The 15,891-nt window shown below is 60.2% G+C and carries 17 protein-coding genes; 5 read left to right on the forward strand and 12 right to left on the reverse strand.

Features of this window, described 5'->3' with window-relative positions; all coding sequences use genetic code 11:
- Positions 1-31: 31 nt before the first annotated feature.
- The 4 genes from pncA to AC1UK9_RS13895 all read right to left on the reverse strand — a co-directional run bounded on the left by pncA (position 32) and on the right by AC1UK9_RS13895 (position 2,546).
- On the reverse strand, positions 32-658 hold the full coding sequence (gene pncA / locus AC1UK9_RS13880; RefSeq protein WP_473015698.1) for a bifunctional nicotinamidase/pyrazinamidase: 627 nt from the start codon (positions 656-658) through the stop codon (positions 32-34).
- A 50-nt stretch (positions 659-708) separates the two neighbouring features.
- Entirely contained in the window at positions 709-1,467 is a 759-nt protein-coding gene (locus tag AC1UK9_RS13885) for an anti-sigma factor family protein (RefSeq protein WP_482580437.1), read from the reverse strand.
- A complete protein-coding gene (locus AC1UK9_RS13890) occupies positions 1,464-1,949 on the reverse strand; it encodes an RNA polymerase sigma factor (protein ID WP_371262565.1) in 486 nt (161 codons plus the stop codon). The genes AC1UK9_RS13885 and AC1UK9_RS13890 overlap by 4 nt, the downstream gene beginning before the upstream one ends.
- A 63-nt stretch (positions 1,950-2,012) precedes the next feature.
- Positions 2,013-2,546 carry a tetratricopeptide repeat protein gene (locus AC1UK9_RS13895; protein ID WP_473015700.1) on the reverse strand — a complete coding sequence of 178 codons (534 nt, stop codon included), beginning with the start codon at positions 2,544-2,546 and terminating at the stop codon, positions 2,013-2,015.
- Positions 2,547-2,721: 175 nt separating this feature from the next.
- On the opposite strand from AC1UK9_RS13895, the gene AC1UK9_RS13900 reads away from it, so the two are divergent.
- From AC1UK9_RS13900 to nudC, 3 genes are all read left to right on the forward strand, one after another.
- Entirely contained in the window at positions 2,722-3,495 is a 774-nt protein-coding gene (locus tag AC1UK9_RS13900) for a class I SAM-dependent methyltransferase (RefSeq protein WP_473015701.1), read from the forward strand.
- 200 nt (positions 3,496-3,695) lie between these two features.
- Positions 3,696-4,508, forward strand: a complete 813-nt coding sequence (locus AC1UK9_RS13905; RefSeq protein WP_025109919.1) for a crotonase/enoyl-CoA hydratase family protein — start codon at positions 3,696-3,698, stop codon at positions 4,506-4,508.
- A 6-nt stretch (positions 4,509-4,514) separates the two neighbouring features.
- On the forward strand, positions 4,515-5,345 hold the full coding sequence (nudC, locus tag AC1UK9_RS13910) for an NAD(+) diphosphatase (RefSeq protein ID WP_482580439.1): 831 nt from the start codon (positions 4,515-4,517) through the stop codon (positions 5,343-5,345).
- On the opposite strand, the gene AC1UK9_RS13915 is transcribed toward nudC, so the two are convergent.
- From AC1UK9_RS13915 to AC1UK9_RS13930, 4 genes are all read right to left on the reverse strand, one after another.
- Positions 5,313-6,092: a TSUP family transporter gene (locus tag AC1UK9_RS13915; protein WP_025109917.1), complete on the reverse strand. Its 780-nt coding sequence runs from the start codon at positions 6,090-6,092 to the stop codon at positions 5,313-5,315. The two genes, nudC and AC1UK9_RS13915, sit on opposite strands and share 33 nt — an antisense overlap.
- Before the next feature lie 107 nt (positions 6,093-6,199).
- Positions 6,200-6,721 carry a carbohydrate binding domain-containing protein gene (locus AC1UK9_RS13920; protein WP_482577680.1) on the reverse strand — a complete coding sequence of 174 codons (522 nt, stop codon included), beginning with the start codon at positions 6,719-6,721 and terminating at the stop codon, positions 6,200-6,202.
- Positions 6,722-6,951: 230 nt separating this feature from the next.
- Positions 6,952-7,431: a nuclear transport factor 2 family protein gene (locus AC1UK9_RS13925; protein ID WP_473015706.1), complete on the reverse strand. Its 480-nt coding sequence runs from the start codon at positions 7,429-7,431 to the stop codon at positions 6,952-6,954.
- A 55-nt stretch (positions 7,432-7,486) separates the two neighbouring features.
- A complete protein-coding gene (locus tag AC1UK9_RS13930) occupies positions 7,487-8,050 on the reverse strand; it encodes a TetR/AcrR family transcriptional regulator (protein WP_482577681.1) in 564 nt (187 codons plus the stop codon).
- A gap of 215 nt (positions 8,051-8,265) precedes the next feature.
- Between AC1UK9_RS13930 and pssA the strand changes: the two genes are divergently transcribed.
- Complete coding sequence (gene pssA / locus AC1UK9_RS13935) at positions 8,266-9,609, forward strand: CDP-diacylglycerol--serine O-phosphatidyltransferase (RefSeq protein WP_482577682.1); 1,344 nt, start codon at positions 8,266-8,268, stop codon at positions 9,607-9,609.
- A gap of 153 nt (positions 9,610-9,762) precedes the next feature.
- Here the strand turns inward: pssA and efeO (AC1UK9_RS13940) are convergent, their stop codons facing one another.
- From efeO (AC1UK9_RS13940) to efeU, 4 genes are read right to left on the reverse strand one after another with little or no spacing between them, the layout of a single operon-like run.
- Positions 9,763-10,587 carry an iron uptake system protein EfeO gene (gene efeO / locus AC1UK9_RS13940; RefSeq protein WP_025109912.1) on the reverse strand — a complete coding sequence of 275 codons (825 nt, stop codon included), beginning with the start codon at positions 10,585-10,587 and terminating at the stop codon, positions 9,763-9,765.
- 25 nt (positions 10,588-10,612) lie between these two features.
- Positions 10,613-11,911, reverse strand: coding sequence for an iron uptake transporter deferrochelatase/peroxidase subunit (gene efeB / locus AC1UK9_RS13945; RefSeq protein WP_025109911.1), 1,299 nt, complete (start codon positions 11,909-11,911; stop codon positions 10,613-10,615).
- Positions 11,912-11,928: 17 nt separating this feature from the next.
- Positions 11,929-13,128, reverse strand: coding sequence for an iron uptake system protein EfeO (gene efeO / locus AC1UK9_RS13950; RefSeq protein WP_482577683.1), 1,200 nt, complete (start codon positions 13,126-13,128; stop codon positions 11,929-11,931).
- An 8-nt stretch (positions 13,129-13,136) separates the two neighbouring features.
- The gene (efeU, locus tag AC1UK9_RS13955; RefSeq protein WP_025109909.1) at positions 13,137-13,985 is read right to left on the reverse strand and encodes an iron uptake transporter permease EfeU; all 849 of its coding nucleotides are present in this window, start codon (positions 13,983-13,985) and stop codon (positions 13,137-13,139) included.
- 296 nt (positions 13,986-14,281) lie between these two features.
- Here efeU and AC1UK9_RS13960 point away from each other — a divergent pair, with 296 nt between their 5' ends.
- Positions 14,282-15,298, forward strand: a complete 1,017-nt coding sequence (locus AC1UK9_RS13960) for an AraC family transcriptional regulator (RefSeq protein ID WP_482577684.1) — start codon at positions 14,282-14,284, stop codon at positions 15,296-15,298.
- The last annotated feature ends 593 nt before the right edge of the window (positions 15,299-15,891 follow it).

A 15,891-nucleotide genomic window follows, 5' to 3' on the forward strand; every position in this document is an offset into this window, starting at 1 on the left:
CAAGCCCGCTTCCACAAGGGGCACGCTTGGGTCAGATCAATTGGTTCGATTGAATCAGGCCAACTCCGGCGGTCTGCATCCGCTCCATGGCCGCCGCCAGTGATCCGTCCCTATCAATGGCGCGACAGGCATCCAGCAGCACAAACGTATTGAACCCGGCCGCCCGCGCATCCAGCGCGGAAAACATCACGCAGAAATCCAGTGCCAGACCGACCATGTACACCGTGTCGATACCGCGCTCCTTCAGATAACCGGCCAGCCCTGTGGTGGTCCGTCGGTCCGCTTCGAGAAACGCCGAGTAACTGTCGATATCCGGATTGCAGCCCTTGCGGATGATCAGTTGCGCGTGGGGCAGATCCAGTTTCGGGTGAAACTCGGCGCCGGCCGTGCCTTGCACGCAATGTTCCGGCCAGAGTGTCTGTTCGCCGTAGGGCAACTGAATCACATCGTAAGGATTGCGCCCGGGGTGACTTGAGGCAAACGAGGCGTGGCCGGTTGGGTGCCAGTCCTGGGCAATGACCACCTGTTTGAACAGGCCGCCGAGGCGATTGATCAGCGGCACGATCAGATCGCCTTCGGGCACGGCCAATTGGCCGCCGGGGGTGAAGTCGTTCTGCACGTCAATGACCAGCAGGGCGGTGCGAGGTGAAATCTGCATCGGTGCTTCCTCCTTGGATAATCACCCGCTCAGCATAGTGGCAGCGGTCATTACGCGCTCAGCTTGTCGATCAAGTGTTGTGCCAGGTCTTCCAGCGCTGATGCCGGGTTGTGCCCGATCAACATCCAGGCATGTTCACCTTCGGTCCAGTACACCACGTTCATTTCATGCCGCCGTTCGTGAGCGAGTGGCCGACTGCCGCTGTTGGAACGGGTCACGCACAGTGCCAGCGGGCCATGCCTGGCATCCAGATACGTCAGTTGTGCAATCGGTACGCCGTCGTACTCGAGCATTTGTGCACGCTTGAGTTCGGCGCCTGGCAACTTCACCAGTGCCGGTGACAGATTCAGCCCCAACCGTGCGTCCACCGTGCGCAGTTGCGCACGTTGACTGGCTTCGTCGCTCGGCAGGTGGTCGAGGGTCTGTGGCACATAGAGCGCCATGTAGTCGCCCACCAGCGCGCGCCAGTTATGCGCTTGCTGCGCCTGCCAGGCGATAAACAGGCGATCGGCCAACACGCCGCCAACCAGCAGGCCTGCGGCGGTTGCACCGATAAACCAGCGCCGGCTCAGGCCCGCCCGCTGGGGCGCGGTGATGGCATCGAGGCGTGCCTGCAAACGCTCCAGTGGCGCCTGTTGCGCCAGTTCGTCATAGGCTTGCTTGTACGGCAGGCTGCTGCGGTCGAGCCATTGCACACGCAGGCTGAGCAACGGGTCGTCGGCAATCGCGCTGTCGATCTGGCTGCGATAGGCCGGGTCCAGTTCATCATCGAGGTACGCCGTCAGTTGTTCGTCGGAGGGCTTGTTCATGGGTGGTCACCTCCGGTGGTTTTCGGCACGGCTTGCAGGGGCGGGTATTGCGCCAGTTTCAGGCGCGCGGTGGCCAGGCGACTCATGACCGTGCCGATCGGCACTTGCAGTATTTCGGCAACTTCGCGGTAGGACAAACCTTCGACATAGGCCAGGTACACGGTTTCGCGCTGGGCTTCGGGCAAGGCGTCGACCCGACGGATGACTTGCGCCGCCATGACGTGAGTCTGCGCGGCATATTCGCCGTCGAAGGCCAGTTGACCGTCGGCATCGACCTGACCCGCGCCCTGACGGACCCGGCGTGCGCGCACTTCGTTGAGCCAGATCGAATGCAGAATGCTCAGCAACCAGCGATCCATGCGCGTGCCAGCCACATACTGACTGGCGCGCTCCAGTGCCCGCACACAGGTCGCCTGCACCAGATCCTCGGCCACGTGCCGATTGCGTGACAGCAGCAGACCGTAGCGCCACAGGCGTGCCAGGTGCTGTCCGAGTTCTGCTCTGAATGCCTGATCGCTGACGATGATGGCGTTCCTTTATCTATTTCAGGTTTTCGATGAATCGTTGATGGCTTCAGCCAGGTCCTGGTATTCCTCGCAAGAGGTGCCGCAGATCGATTTGATCCGCTGCAACTGTTCCTGCGCGAGGTCGACGCGGCCTTTGATCACATAGGCCTCGCCGAGGTATTCACGCACTTGCGCGTACTGCGGATCGAGTTTTACCGATTGCAGGTAATAGCGGATGCCTTCATCGGTGCGCCCCAGTTTCCGCGTGGCGTAACCACGGTAGTTGAGGGCCTTGGCGGTGTTCGGTTGTTTCAGGGTGTCGAGCAGCGCCAGGGCCTCTTCGTATCGACCGTCCTTGGCCAATCTGTAGGCGTAGTCGGTACGGTCGGCATCCGGCACGGCGCTGCTGGTCTGCATCACGCATTGCTTCGATTTGCTGTCCCAGACCTGGCCTTTGGGGCAGTTGGGTTTCTGCACGGGCGCGCTTTCATCACCGTTGGCAAACGCCATCGATGCGGACAACGCGGTCACCAGTAGCAACGGGGCGGCGAACATAACGGAACGGATAGTCATGGGCAAGGCTCCACAGTGGGTCATGTTTCACTTTGAACACCGCAGGACGGCAATTTATTCATTGCTTTGTCAGGGTCTGTTCAAGGTACGCGCAAATTGTGGCGTTATCCTCAGGAACGCCAGCCGTCCATCCAGCGCGTTGCCCGCCCGCAACGCTGCCCCACGAGGAACTGCCATGAAAGATCAGGTCCATCACTCCGCTGCTGCCGGCTACAAGACCGCCGCCGATACTTACGTCAAAGGCCGCCCCGACTATCCGCCGCAGGTCAGTCAGTGGCTGACGCAAACATTGGGCCTGGACAGTCACAAGACCGTCATCGATCTGGGCGCCGGCACCGGCAAGTTCACCGGGCGGCTGGCGGCGACCGATGCTCAGGTGATCGCCGTGGAACCCGTGCCGCAGATGCTGGAAAAGTTGTCCGCCGCCTGGCCTGAGGTGCTGGCCGTGAGCGGCACCGCGACGGATCTGCCATTGCCCGATGCATCGGTGGACGTGGTGGTCTGCGCACAGGCGTTTCACTGGTTCGCCACCCCCGAGGCCTTGACGGAGATTGCCCGGGTACTCAAGCCCGGCGGCAAGCTCGGCCTGATCTGGAACCTGCGCGACACACACGTCAGCTGGGTGCCGAAACTTGATGCGATCGTCAACGCCCTGGAGGGTGATACGCCGCGCTACTACACCGGCCAATGGCGTGAGGCGTTTCCGCATCCGGCGTTCGGTGCCCTGCAATTGCAGCAGTTTCACCATGGGCACACCGGATCGCCCGAAGACGTGATTTTCAATCGGGTGCGTTCCACCAGTTTCATTGCTGCACTGCCTCAGGCGCAGCGCGACAAGGTCGATGAACAGATCCGCGCATTGATTGCCTCGGAGCCGGCGTTACGCGGTCGGCATGTGCTGACGGTGCCTTATGAGACGGCGGCGTATGTGGCGGTGAAGGGCAGCTAGATCGGTGGTGCAGCTTTTCGCGAGCAGGCTCGCTCCCACAGGGGCAGTGGGTGACGGCAGAATCGCTGTTCACTGAAGATCAACGTGGCAGCGAGCCTGCTCGCGAAGAGGCCGACCCAGTCCCGCATTTGGCCGAACCGCCATCGTGATGCCTTGTTATAGTTCGGGCCTCATTTTCTGCCCGGTAAAGGATCACTGCCATGTCTCAATACACCGCCTTCAGCGTCGAACTGGCCGACAACATCGCTCATGTGCAGATCAATCGACCGGAAAAGATCAACTCGATGAACGCCGCGTTCTGGAGCGAGATCGTCGAGATTTTCCAGTGGATCGATGACACCGACGAAGTGCGGGTGGTGGTGCTCAGCGGCAACGGCAAACACTTTTCCTCCGGCATCGACCTGATGATGCTCGCCGGCGTCGCCAATGAGCTGGGCAAGGACGTCGGCCGTAATGCGCGCCTGCTGCGGCGCAAGATCCTCACCCTGCAAGCCTCGTTCAACGCCGTCGACAATTGCCGCAAGCCGGTGCTGGCCGCGATTCAGGGCTACTGCCTGGGCGGCGCGATCGACCTGATCGCCGCCTGCGACATGCGTTACGCCGCTGAAGACGCGCAATTCTCGATCAAGGAAATCGACATCGGCATGGCCGCCGATGTTGGCACTTTGCAACGGTTGCCACGCATCATCGGCGACGGCATGCTGCGTGAGCTGGCTTACACCGCACGGACCTTTGGCGCCGAAGAGGCGCGCAGCATCGGTTTGGTCAATCGCGTGTACAGTGACAAGGAACTGTTGCTCGAAGGCGTGATGGACATTGCCCGCGACATCGCCGGCAAGTCGCCGATCGCGGTCACCGGCACCAAGGAAATGATCAGCTACATGCGCGACCATCGCATCGACGACGGTCTCGAATACGTTGCCACCTGGAACGCCGCCATGTTGCAATCCACCGACTTGCGCGTGGCCATGGCCGCCCATATGAGTAAACAGAAACCCGAATTTCTGGATTGAGAAACCATGACAGCTCGCTGGACCACTGCAGTACTGGACACCGATCAACCCGGCGGCTGGGCCGTGGCGCACAGCCCCGAAGGCTTTCTGTTCGATGACAACGGCGCGCTGTTCCCCCGGGAATGGCTCAAGCGTCAGGACTTGTCAGTCCTCGTCGAACACGGCATCGGCCATCTCGACGGCGAGCCGGTGTATCTGCTGGAGTTGCGCAGTTCCGGCGAAGTGCCGGGCTGCAGCTGGAAAGGCTTGCGGGCGTTCATGCTCGAAGGCGATCACACCGTTTACAAGGTGCTGGGTTATGCCGCTCAGATCGGCACCTGGGCGCGCGAACATCGCTTTTGTGGCAACTGCGGGCAGGCGATGGCGCAGGTGCCGGGCGAGCGGGCGATGTATTGCCAGCCGTGCGACCTGCGCAGTTATCCGCGCATTTCACCGAGCATGATTGTGCTGATCACGCGCGGTGACGAGATTTTGCTGGCGCGCTCTCCGCGCTTTGTCAGCGGGGTTTACAGCACGCTGGCCGGTTTTGCCGAGCCGGGCGAGTCGGCGGAAGACTGCCTGGTTCGCGAAGTGCGCGAGGAAGTCAGTATCGAGGTGAAGAACATCCAGTACATGGGCAGCCAGTGCTGGCCGTTCCCGCATTCGATGATGCTCGGCTTCCACGCCGAATACGCCGGGGGCGAGATCATCTGTCAGGAAGACGAGATCGAAGACGCCCAGTGGTTCAACGTGCACGATCTGCCGCCGTTGCCGGCGTCAAAATCGATTGCCCGTTACCTGATCGACGTCTACGTGGCGCGGCGCTTAGGCCACGCTGAACCAGTGCTGCCAGGCTAACCGCACGGTCAGCCCCAGCACCACGGTGATGAACACCGGGCGAATGAACTTGGCGCCGCCGCTGATCGCGGTGCGCGCTCCGAAGAACGCGCCGACCATCACCGACAGGCCCATGCTCAGGCCGATGATCCAGTCCACCTGCCCGGAAAACACGAACACCGACAGCGCTGCAATATTGCTGACGAAGTTCATGCTGCGCGCCACGCCGCTGGCCTTGACCAGATCAATCGGGTAGAGCAGCAGACTGCTGACAGTCCAGAACGCGCCTGTGCCGGGGCCGGCCACGCCGTCGTAGAAACCGAGGCTGAAGCCCTGACTCGATTGCCATTTCTTCTTGATCGGCGCATCGCTGTCCAGGGGCGCCTTGGGCGTGCCGCCGAACAACAGATACACGCCGCAGGCGAAGACGATCACCGGCAGCATCTTGTTCAGCCATTCTGCCGGCAGGTAGTGGGCGACGATGGCGCCGGTCAGCGCGCCGACCAGAGTACCGATGATCGCGTGCGTCCACTGCCGAGGGTGGAACAGCTTGCGCCGGTAGAAGGTGAAACTGGCGGTGGCCGAACCGAAGGTCGAACTCAACTTGTTGGTGCCCAGCACCAGGTGTGGCGGCAGGCCAGCGGTGAGCAGCGCCGGGGTGGTCAGCAGACCGCCACCGCCGGCGATGGCGTCGATGAAACCGGCAATGAATGCGACGAGGGCCAGAACGGCCAGGGTAGTGAGGTCAACGCTGAGTTCGAAAGGCATGGAATCGGCTTATTCGGCAGGGCAGGAGCGGGTGGTCATCATAGCTGTAACAACCGCTCATCGCGACTTGGATCCTCATCAATCAATTGCTACCTGGAAGGAAGTCGCTACAGAACCCAGAACCAGAAATCGCTGATGAGGTAATGTCCTTTGTTTCCATAGGGATCGCTGGGAATAGCGATGTGAATATCGACCAGCTCGAAACCTGGCCGAACTGTGCCTTTGAGTGTCAGCGTTTTTTTAGTCGGATCTACATATTTCAACTGATGCCAGATTTCTGATTCTCCGGCAGTTGGATTTTCCAGCCAGAGTGTATAAATGACAAACGCATGGAACAGTGGATTTGAAAGTTCGCCGCTGTCCGAGATGTGAAACCGTCGATCCTTGGTGTCTCGCAGCGGAACGGCGTCGGGTGCTTGAACGTCGAAGCTCAAAGTGAACTCTCCGGGCTGGGATCGGAAACGTTCGGTGGCCAGATTTTGTCCCTGGTTTCTCCCGCCGACCATGCGCGCTGCAAAGCCGGAGTTATGGGGTACGACCGACATAGGGGTGTCGTAGTTGCGGGCAATCCAATGCTGGAAGTCGCCAGTGCTGAAATTACCATTTCGGATCAGATTTTTTTGCGTCATGTCAGATGCTCACGTAGACAGAGGAAGGGCAGTTGCCGTCCGCTTCGACCGGGCAACCTCGCTATGTGAATATCATTCGACGCATTCCCCCTCGTTGCTACTGTTACAACTGACAGTCCGTAAGCACCATTCGCAATAAGCAAAACAATCTGCTGCGATCTCCAACAGCCGTTAGAACAGCACAACGGCGGGAGCACCTGCGCTCCCAACGCTGGCACTCTGATGCGTAATTACAGACCCAGCTCAGACAGGCCCGGGTGATCATCCGGGCGCCGCCCCAGCGGCCAGTGGAATTTGCGCTCGCTTTCCTTGATCGGCATGTCGTTGATGCAGGCATAGCGCTGGAACATCAGGCCGTGCTCATCGAACTCCCAGTTTTCGTTGCCATAAGAGCGGAACCAGTTGCCCGAGTCGTCGTGCCATTCATAGGCATAACGCACAGCGATGCGTGTGTCCGAATAGGCCCAGAGTTCCTTGATCAAGCGGTAATCCAGCTCCCTGGCCCATTTACGGGTCAGGAAGGCCTTGGCTTCTTCGCGGTTGTGGGCGAACTCGGCGCGGTTACGCCATTGGGTGTCCAGGGTATAGGCCAGCGACACCTTTTCGGGATCGCGGGAGTTCCAGCCGTCTTCGGCCAGACGCACTTTTTCAATGGCCGATTCACGGTTGAACGGCGGTAAAGGCGGACGCACTTGGGCAGCAGTCGACATTTTCAGTCTCCCGATCTAATTAACGATTAAACAACGGTCAGGCTTATTTAAGGCGTTACAGGTCCAATAACTTACGCGCCATGCATTGCGCATTATCAGCGGCACTGTGATCGCCCATCACAAGCGCTACGGTAATGGCGCCGTCAATCAGGATCAGCAACTGTCTGGCGAGCATTTGCGGATTTTCGGTGCCATGTTCGGTACACAGCTCGCACAGGTAGTCGAGCAGCTTCTGTTTGTGGTCTTTGGCGACCTGACGCACCGGGTCTTGCGGGTCACCGGTTTCGCCACTGGTATTGATGAAGGCGCAGCCTCGGAAGCCTTCCGAGGCGAACCAGCCCTTGAGCACGGTAAACAGGTTGAGCAGGCGATCGGCCGGGGTTTCGGCATGATCGACCGCGCTGCGATACCAGTGCATCCAGCGCACGTCGCGGCGTTGCAGGGCGGCGACAGTCAACTCCTCCTTGTTGGCGAAGTAGCGGTAGATGCTTTTTCTGGAGACGCCGGCGGTCTTCACCAGCAGATCCATGCCGGTGGCCGCGATGCCACTTTTGTAGATCAGCTTTTCGGTGACATCCAGAATGATGTCGCGGGTTTCATTGCTGGTTATTTCGTTCATATGGCGAACAGTAGAACGATCGTTCTCCTTGGTCAAGTGGATATTTTTGTGTTTGCCATACCGCTTTCGCGAGCAGGCTCGCGCCCACCGGGGATCGCCTTTCAACTGCAGGCGTGAGCCTGCTCGCGAAGGCGTCATCACAGACAGTTACAAGACCCGAACCGAGCGATGGTGTAAGCTCTCGGGCTCTTCGGATTCGACCCATTGCGAGCCCTATGCCGTTGCTTTTCAAACGCTCTTTGCTGCCCAAACTGCGCAGCTTTCCGCTGACTGCCGAGGCCGTGACCATTCTGTCCGGCGCCGCCGAGTTCCGTCGTTGCCTGCTGGAGAAAATCGCCGAGGCGACCCAGCGCATCTACATCGTCGCGCTGTATCTGCAGCACGACGAGGCCGGTCAGGAAATCCTCGATGCCTTGCACGCCGCCAAGCTCAAGCGCCCGACGCTGGAAATTGTCGTGGTGGTCGACTGGCTGCGCGCCCAGCGCGGGCTGATCGGTGCCGGTAAACAACCGGGCAACGCAGCGTGGTACCAGGAAATGACCCGCACTCACCAGAGTGAAGTGCCGGTCTACGGCGTACCGGTGCAGACCCGCGAGCTGTTCGGCGTCCTGCATTTGAAAGGCTTCGTGATCGACGATTGCGTGGTCTACAGCGGTGCGAGCCTGAACAACGTGTACCTGCACAAGTTCGACAAGTACCGTTTCGACCGTTATCACGCGCTGCACAGCCGCGAACTGGCGGACTCGATGCACCACCTGGTCAAGCACGGCCTGATCGAATCCAAGGCCGTGCATCGCCTCGATCTGCCGAACCTGCCGACCACCCGCAGCCTGCGCAACGACATCGGCGACCTGCGCAACCGTCTCAAATACGCGGCGTACGACACCAGTGCCGGCAGTACTGCACACACCGGCCTGTCGGTGAGTCCGCTGTTAGGCGTGGGCAAGAACAACCCGTTGAACCGGGTGATTGTCGAGCTGATCGCCAGTGCGCAACAGCAGCTGACCATTTGCACGCCGTACTTCAATCTGCCGCTGCCGATCATCCGCGAGGTCAACCGTGCGCTGGCCCGAGGGGTGAAGATCGACATCGTGGTCGGCGACAAGACCGCCAACGATTTCTACATTCCGCCAAGCGAGCCGTTCAAGGTGATTGCGGCGCTGCCGTACCTGTACGAAATCAGCCTGCGCCGCTTCGCCAAGCGTCATCAGCGCAACATCGACAGCGGGCAGTTGAACCTGCACCTGTGGCGTGACGGCGACAACAGCTATCACCTCAAGGGCATGTGGGTCGACCAGCGCTATACGCTGCTGACCGGCAACAACCTCAATCCACGGGCGTTCCGCCTGGACCTGGAAAACGCGTTGCTGATCGATGATCCGCAAGGCGAGTGGCTGCAGCCACGGGCGCTGGAGCAGGCAGAGATTTTCCGCAATACCACGCGGATTGCCAGCTTCCAGAACCTGGAGACCTTGCCGGAGTACCCGGCGGGGGTAGCGAAGTTTTTGAAGCGAGTGAGTCGGGTGCGGATCGAGCGGTTGCTCTACCGGATTTTGTAACCCTTCAAATCATGTCGTGCGGCTGACAATGCCTTCGCGAGCAAGCCCGCTCCCACAAGGGGGGGCTATGGCGACCACAAACAAGGTGATCGACACAGATCCACTGTGGGAGCGGGCTTGCTCGCGAAGGGCTGGTTCAGGCGTTACAAAAACTCAGTTCAGCCCCAACTTGCCACGCAATGTGGACAGGTCTTCAGCCAAAGTATTGACCGGCCCGACCAGCGCCTTGCGGTCGTTATCCTTTACTTTGTCGTAAGTCTCGAAACCACCGTCCTTGGTCTTGTACTTGGCAAGGATCTTGTCCACGGTGGCAAAGTTCTTGTCCACTTTGGCGACAAAAGCCTTGTCCTGCTTCTCGATCTGAGGACGGAACAGGTCGACGATTTTCTTCGCGCCGTCGATGTTGCCCTGGAAGTCGTACAGATCCGTGTGGCTGTAGCGGTCTTCTTCACCGGAGATCTTGGTCGCGGCGACTTCTTCCAGCAGCGCAGCAGCGCCACCGACGACTTTTTCCGGCGGGAAGGTCAGGCCGGCGACGCGGGTCTGCAGGTCTTTCACGTCGCTGTCGAGCTTGTCTGCAAGAGCGCCCAGGCCTTCAGTGGTCTTTTCCGAGAACAACGAGTATTCGATGCGGTGGAAGCCGGTGAAGTCTTCGGCTTTCACACCTTTTTCGTGGTCGTCGACACGGGAGTCGATGGACGCATCGAGGTCACTGAACAGCTCGGCGATCGGCTCGATCGACTCGTAGTAAACGCGAGTCGGTGCGTAGAGCTTTTGCGCGGTGGCCAGATCACCTTTTTTCACAGCGTCGGTGAATTGTTTGGTGTGGCTGCCCAGCTCATCCAGTTGCTCAGTCACATAGATCTTGTAGTCCGAGACTGGCCCGACCAGATCCAGAGGCGCCGTCGCGGCGAAAGCCGAAAACGGGGTGTTGAGCAAACCGAGGGTCAGCAATAACGCGAGTGGCGACTTTTTCATGGAGCGGCTCCGAGGGCTTTTATGGTTATGCAGCTGTTTTGGGTTGTGTGGCATTAAGCAGTGAGCGACCGATGAAGTCCTTGTCGCTCGTGACACCCGGCAAGGTGAAGAAGTAGCCGCCGCCGACCGGTTTGAGGTATTCCTCAAGCGGCTCGCCGTTGAGCCGGGTCTGTACGGCAATGAAGCCTTTTTCCAGGTCGGCCTGGTAGCAGATGAACAGCAGGCCCATGTCGAGCTGGCCGTTCTTGTTCACGCCGTTGGAGTAGTTGAACGGGCGGCGCAGGATCAGATTGGCCTGACTCGCAGCGGTGCGCGGGTTGGCGAGACGGATGTGCGCGTCGAGCTTGGTCAGCTTGCCCTCCGGATCCTTGCTGTAGTCCGGAACCTCGGTCTCATGGTTGGCGCCCATCGGTGCGCCGGTGGTCTTGACCCGACCAATGATGCTTTCCTGCTCTTGCAACGGCGTACGGTCCCAGCGCTCGACGAAGTTGCGGATGATCCGTACCGCTTGATAGCTGCCGTGCGCCGCCCAGGCCGGCTCATCGTGGCCCGGTTGCACCCAGACGATCTTGTCCATCGCGTTGGCATCGTTGGAATCCGGGTTGGCCGAGCCATCACGGAAACCCAGGAAGTTGCGCGCCGATTGCGCCGGCACACCCGGTTTCGCCGGAGCTTGCGGTGGCACGCTGCCTTCTTGTTTCCAGCGCACCAAGAGCAGGTCCGGCAGGTTCTTGACGATGTCGCGCAGGGCGTGGATGTTGGTGTCGGCAGTGTTCGAGCAGAACTGCAGGCTCAGGTCGCCGTGGCAGCAATCGGCCTCCAGCGCATCGTTGGGGAAGCCGACCATGCGTTGCAGGCGCTTCGGTTTGGCATCGGCCAGACCAAAGCGCTCATCGAACAGCGACTCGCCCACCGACACGGTGATGGTCAGGTTGTCCGGGGTCACGACCGGGCCGAGGATGCCAGAATCCGGTGGCGGCAGTTTCGGGTCGATCTGTGCCACGGGGCCGCCCTTCATCAGGAACGCAATGCGCTCGTTGAGGGTGCGGAACAGCCGCTCCAGATCTTCGCGATCACTGGCCAGCACATCGAACGAAACGAACATGCCGGACGCCGGACGCGGGGTGACAATGCCGGTCTGGTGCACACCGTGGAAGTCGTGACGGTCTTCGGTCTTGTCGCTGCTCGGGGCTTCGGTGACTTGTGCCGGGGCCGCAGCCATGGCCGGGCAACTGAGGGCCGAACCGGCCAGCGCGACCCCCGCAACCCCCATGCCCATCAGGACGCGGCGACGTTGCAGATCGAGGTTTTCTAAATCTTTCATCGGTATTCGTCTTCTGCTTACAGGCCGGAAAGGCCGAGGGCGGGGTCGATGCCATCCAGAGCGTCAGCCAGGGCCTGAGCCTTGTCGGCGATCTGTTTGCGTTGTTCGCCACTGACCGTGTCGTAAGTGGCGTAGCCGTCCTTGACCTTGAAACTGTTCAATTCGTTGTCGAAATCACTCAGCGCCGCGTCGATTTTCGGCAGCAGCTCCGGCGCCGATTTGCTCAGCATTGGCCGCAGCAACTCGACCACCTTGTGTGCGGTTTCCAGGTTGCCGGCGAAACCGTTCAGGTCGCCGTGGCTGTAGCGCTCCTCTTCGCCGCTGGCGGCGCGCACGTCGGCCAGGGTGTTGAGGTTGCGCACCACGATGTTGACCAACTGCTCCGGCGGCAGGGACTGGGCCAGCAGTTGCTGTCTGAGCGTGGTGACGTCTGTCAGCAGGCGCTCGGCGACCGGGTTCAAACCATCGATTTTGCGCTGTTGGAACAGCGCATATTCGACTCGGTGGAAGCCGACGAAGGCCGGATCCTGTTCGCGTTTTTCGAAATAGTCGGCGCGGGCATTGATGCTGTTGTCCAGTTCGGCCAGGCGTTGCGCGGCCGGAGCCAGGCGCTGGTAAGCGGCACGCGCCGGCAGGTACAAAGCCTGTGCCTGGGCCAAGTCGCCGCTTTCAATCGCCTGATTCAACGCAGTCACCGCTTTGATCAGCGTGCTGCCCTGGCTGGCGAGGTACACACGAAACTCTGACAGTGGTCCGACGAAAGCGACCATCGACGGCTTGGCCTTCGCAGCAGCATCGGAAGCCGCCGTCGGCGTCACGTGCAGCACGCCACGCGGGTTGCTCAAGAGCCCGCAAGTGATGGCGTAGTCGCCGGGTTGCAGGTTGGCGTTGATCACCTGGCTGAGGCCCGGGGCGATGTTCTCGCGCTCTTCGACCACCAGCACGCCGTCGAGGATTTCCCATTCCACCGCCCGATCGGAGCGGTTGACGATACGGAAACTGGCGCGTCCGGCCGGTACGCTCAGTTCGTTCGGATCGCAACTGTGGGCGTTGATGTTGACCACCACTTCGTCATGGTTGTGCTGACGCTTGGCCGCCGCCATTTTCGAGGCGTAGTAGAACAAGCCACCGGCGGCGATCATCACGACCACCGAACCGGCCACCGCCCAGCGCAGCGCGCGGGGAGGGGAGGCCTGAGGAGTATTAGGCTTTGACATGGGTGCCCTTATTGGCTGGAAGCGGAAGACGAATTGGCAGGCTTGGGCGCAGCAGGCGCGGCAGGGTAGAAAAACATCACCAGCGCCACCACCAGATAGAGCAGATACGCGCCGAGGGTGCTGACGGTCGGCGCATCCTGATAGCCGAACATGCCAGCCAGCACCGAGCCCAACGGGCCATCCATCGGCAGCGTCGCGCTGAAGTCGAACAGCACGGTTTGCAGGTGATTCCAGAGGCCCGCTTCATGCAGGGCCTGCACCGAGTTGGCCAGAATCCCGGCGGCGACCACGAGGATGAACAGCCCGGTCCACTTGAAAAACGCCGACAGGTTCAAGCGCATGCTGCCGCTGTAGATCAGGAAGCCGACGATGATCGCCAGCACCAGGCCGAGCAGGGCACCGATCGGTGCTCCCGGGCCTTCGCTCTGCTGGAACACGGCAAGCAGAAAGAACACGGTTTCCAGTCCTTCGCGGGCCACGGCGAAGAACACCATGGCGATCAGCGCGATCACCTGATGCTTTGAAGACGTCAGGGCGTGATCCAGCGACGCCTGCAGCGAATGCTTGATCGAACGCGCGACCTTGCGCATCCAGAACACCATGGAACTGAGAATGCCGACGGCGACCAGCCCGACCACGCCCTCGAACAGTTCCTGTTGTTTTTGCGGGAACTCGGCGCTGACCAGCTCCAGGCCACCCCCGACCAGCAGCGCCAGCGCAGCGGCGAGAAACACGCCGATCCACACTGCCGGCATCCATTGGCCACGGCCGGTCTGTTGCAGGTAACTGGCGATGATGCCAACGATCAGGGCGGCTTCAATGCCTTCGCGCAGCATGATCAGAAAGGGAACGAGCATTGCGGCAACCACGAGTGATTTAGATAGGTGGCTAAGTTGTAACATAATGACACTCATTCCCAAATGGGGATGGTTGACATTTACCTGAACATTCGCTGAACGGCACGTTTTTTAGTCAGCCACTGTTCAACCTTGTGGGTGCGAGCCTGCTCGCGAAGGCCTCCTGTCATTCGGCACAGTTTTTACTGACCCACCGCTTTCGCGAGCAGGCTCACTCCTACAGGGATCTGTGTTGTGCCGAGGATGGCTGCGTTAAGATGCCCGTCACTCGAAAACAACAAGGTCTGCCTCGCTCCATGTCGGAAAAAGACACCATCGCCGTGCAACTGGTGCGTGAAGCGCTGCTGCAAAGTTGTGCCCCGGGCGTGGCCACGGAAGACGTCTTGAACAAGGTCGGGATAGATCCGGCCCGGTTGCAAAGTGAAGAGGGCCGGGTGCCCGCCTCGCAATACGCGAAACTCTGGCGTTTGCTGGCGCGGCGCGGCGATGACGAGTTCTTCGGCATGGATCCGCGTCAGCTCAAGTCCGGCAGCCTCGAATTTCTCTGTCGCAGCGCCATGGCGCAACCGACCCTGGCCGCTGGCCTGAGCACAGGCCTGAATTTCCTTTCGCTGATGCTGGAAAAAATGCCGGCGCAACTGCTGCACCAGCAGAGCCTGGCGGAAATTGTCCTGCTTGAAGATGATCCCGAACCACGACGGGCGTTCACGTATTTCACTTATTGGATGATCGTTCATGGCGTGGCCTGCTGGCTGGCGGGGCGGCGGATTCCGATTCTGGCGATTGAGCTGCGCTGCGCCGAGCCGGAGTTCTGCGACGACTATCGGGTGATGTTCTCGGAAAACCTGCGTTTCGATCGTCCGCGTACGCGGATGATCTTCGCCGCTGACTGCCTTGATCTGCCGATCAAGCGCACCGCCGAGGAGCTGAAGCGCTTTCTGGTCCATGCGCCGGCGAACATTCTGGTGAAGTACCGTGACCCGGAGAGCCTCGCCAGCCGGATCAAGCAGGACCTGCGGCAGTTGCCCGCCGAGCAGTGGCCGGAAACCGAGACTCTGGCGCAACAGCTGTGCATGTCCGCCTCGACCTTGCGTCGGCGTTTGGCGGAGGAGGGGCAGACCTATCAAGGTCTCAAGGACAGCGTGCGCAAGGAACTGGCGATCACCTGGCTGGCGGAGCCTTCGATCAGTTTTGTCGAGATCGCGACGCGGCTGGGGTTTGCCGATGCGAGTTCGTTCTACAAGGCGTTTCGCAAGTGGTCGGGATCGAATCCGGGGCATTACCGTACGCTGATCCTGAACGAAGCAGTCTGATCCGGATTACTTGCCGCCTGACCGGCCCCCTTCGGGAGCAAGCCCCCTCCCACTTTTGAAATGCATGCTCCCTGTGATTGCAGCCGCCCGGCAACCACAGGTGATCCTCCCTTTGAAATGCATGCTCCTGTGATTGCAGCTTGCCCGGCAACCACAGGTGATCCCCCCATTTGAAATGCATGCTCCTGTGATTGCACCTTGCCCGGCAATCACAGGTGATCCTCCCTTTGAAATGCATCCTCCCTGTGATTTCAGCTTGCCTGGCAATCACAGGTGATCCCCCTTTGAAATGCATGCTCCCTGTGATTGCACCTTGCCTGACAGTCACAGGTGATCCTCCCTTTGAAATGCATCCTCCCTGTGATTGCACCTTGCCTGGCAATCACAGATGATCCCCCTTTGAAATGCACGCTCCCTGTGATTGCAGCCTGCCTGGCAATCACAGATGATACCCCTTTGAAATGCATGCTCCCTGTGATTGCACCTTGCCCGGCAATCACAGGTGATCCTCCCTTTGAAATGCATCCTCCCCTGTCATTGCAGCTTGCTCGGCAGTCACAGATGATCCCCCCTTTGAAATGCAATTCCCTGTG

It is taken from the genome of Pseudomonas sp. AK-TSAG1-1 (assembly GCF_056821665.1).

Coding starts and splice junctions, on each gene's coding strand:
- pssA (WP_482577682.1), top strand. CDS start 8,266: ATGCCGTTGCTTTTCAAACGCTCTTTGCTGCCCAAACTGCGCAGCTTT.
- efeU (WP_025109909.1), bottom strand. CDS start 13,985: ATGCTCGTTCCCTTTCTGATCATGCTGCGCGAAGGCATTGAAGCCGCC.
- AC1UK9_RS13895 (WP_473015700.1), bottom strand. CDS start 2,546: ATGACTATCCGTTCCGTTATGTTCGCCGCCCCGTTGCTACTGGTGACC.
- pncA (WP_473015698.1), bottom strand. CDS start 658: ATGCAGATTTCACCTCGCACCGCCCTGCTGGTCATTGACGTGCAGAAC.
- AC1UK9_RS13920 (WP_482577680.1), bottom strand. CDS start 6,721: ATGACGCAAAAAAATCTGATCCGAAATGGTAATTTCAGCACTGGCGAC.
- efeO (WP_482577683.1), bottom strand. CDS start 13,128: ATGTCAAAGCCTAATACTCCTCAGGCCTCCCCTCCCCGCGCGCTGCGC.
- nudC (WP_482580439.1), top strand. CDS start 4,515: ATGACAGCTCGCTGGACCACTGCAGTACTGGACACCGATCAACCCGGC.
- efeB (WP_025109911.1), bottom strand. CDS start 11,911: ATGAAAGATTTAGAAAACCTCGATCTGCAACGTCGCCGCGTCCTGATG.
- efeO (WP_025109912.1), bottom strand. CDS start 10,587: ATGAAAAAGTCGCCACTCGCGTTATTGCTGACCCTCGGTTTGCTCAAC.
- AC1UK9_RS13930 (WP_482577681.1), bottom strand. CDS start 8,050: ATGAACGAAATAACCAGCAATGAAACCCGCGACATCATTCTGGATGTC.
- AC1UK9_RS13960 (WP_482577684.1), top strand. CDS start 14,282: ATGTCGGAAAAAGACACCATCGCCGTGCAACTGGTGCGTGAAGCGCTG.
- AC1UK9_RS13915 (WP_025109917.1), bottom strand. CDS start 6,092: ATGCCTTTCGAACTCAGCGTTGACCTCACTACCCTGGCCGTTCTGGCC.
- AC1UK9_RS13905 (WP_025109919.1), top strand. CDS start 3,696: ATGTCTCAATACACCGCCTTCAGCGTCGAACTGGCCGACAACATCGCT.
- AC1UK9_RS13900 (WP_473015701.1), top strand. CDS start 2,722: ATGAAAGATCAGGTCCATCACTCCGCTGCTGCCGGCTACAAGACCGCC.
- AC1UK9_RS13925 (WP_473015706.1), bottom strand. CDS start 7,431: ATGTCGACTGCTGCCCAAGTGCGTCCGCCTTTACCGCCGTTCAACCGT.
- AC1UK9_RS13885 (WP_482580437.1), bottom strand. CDS start 1,467: ATGAACAAGCCCTCCGACGAACAACTGACGGCGTACCTCGATGATGAA.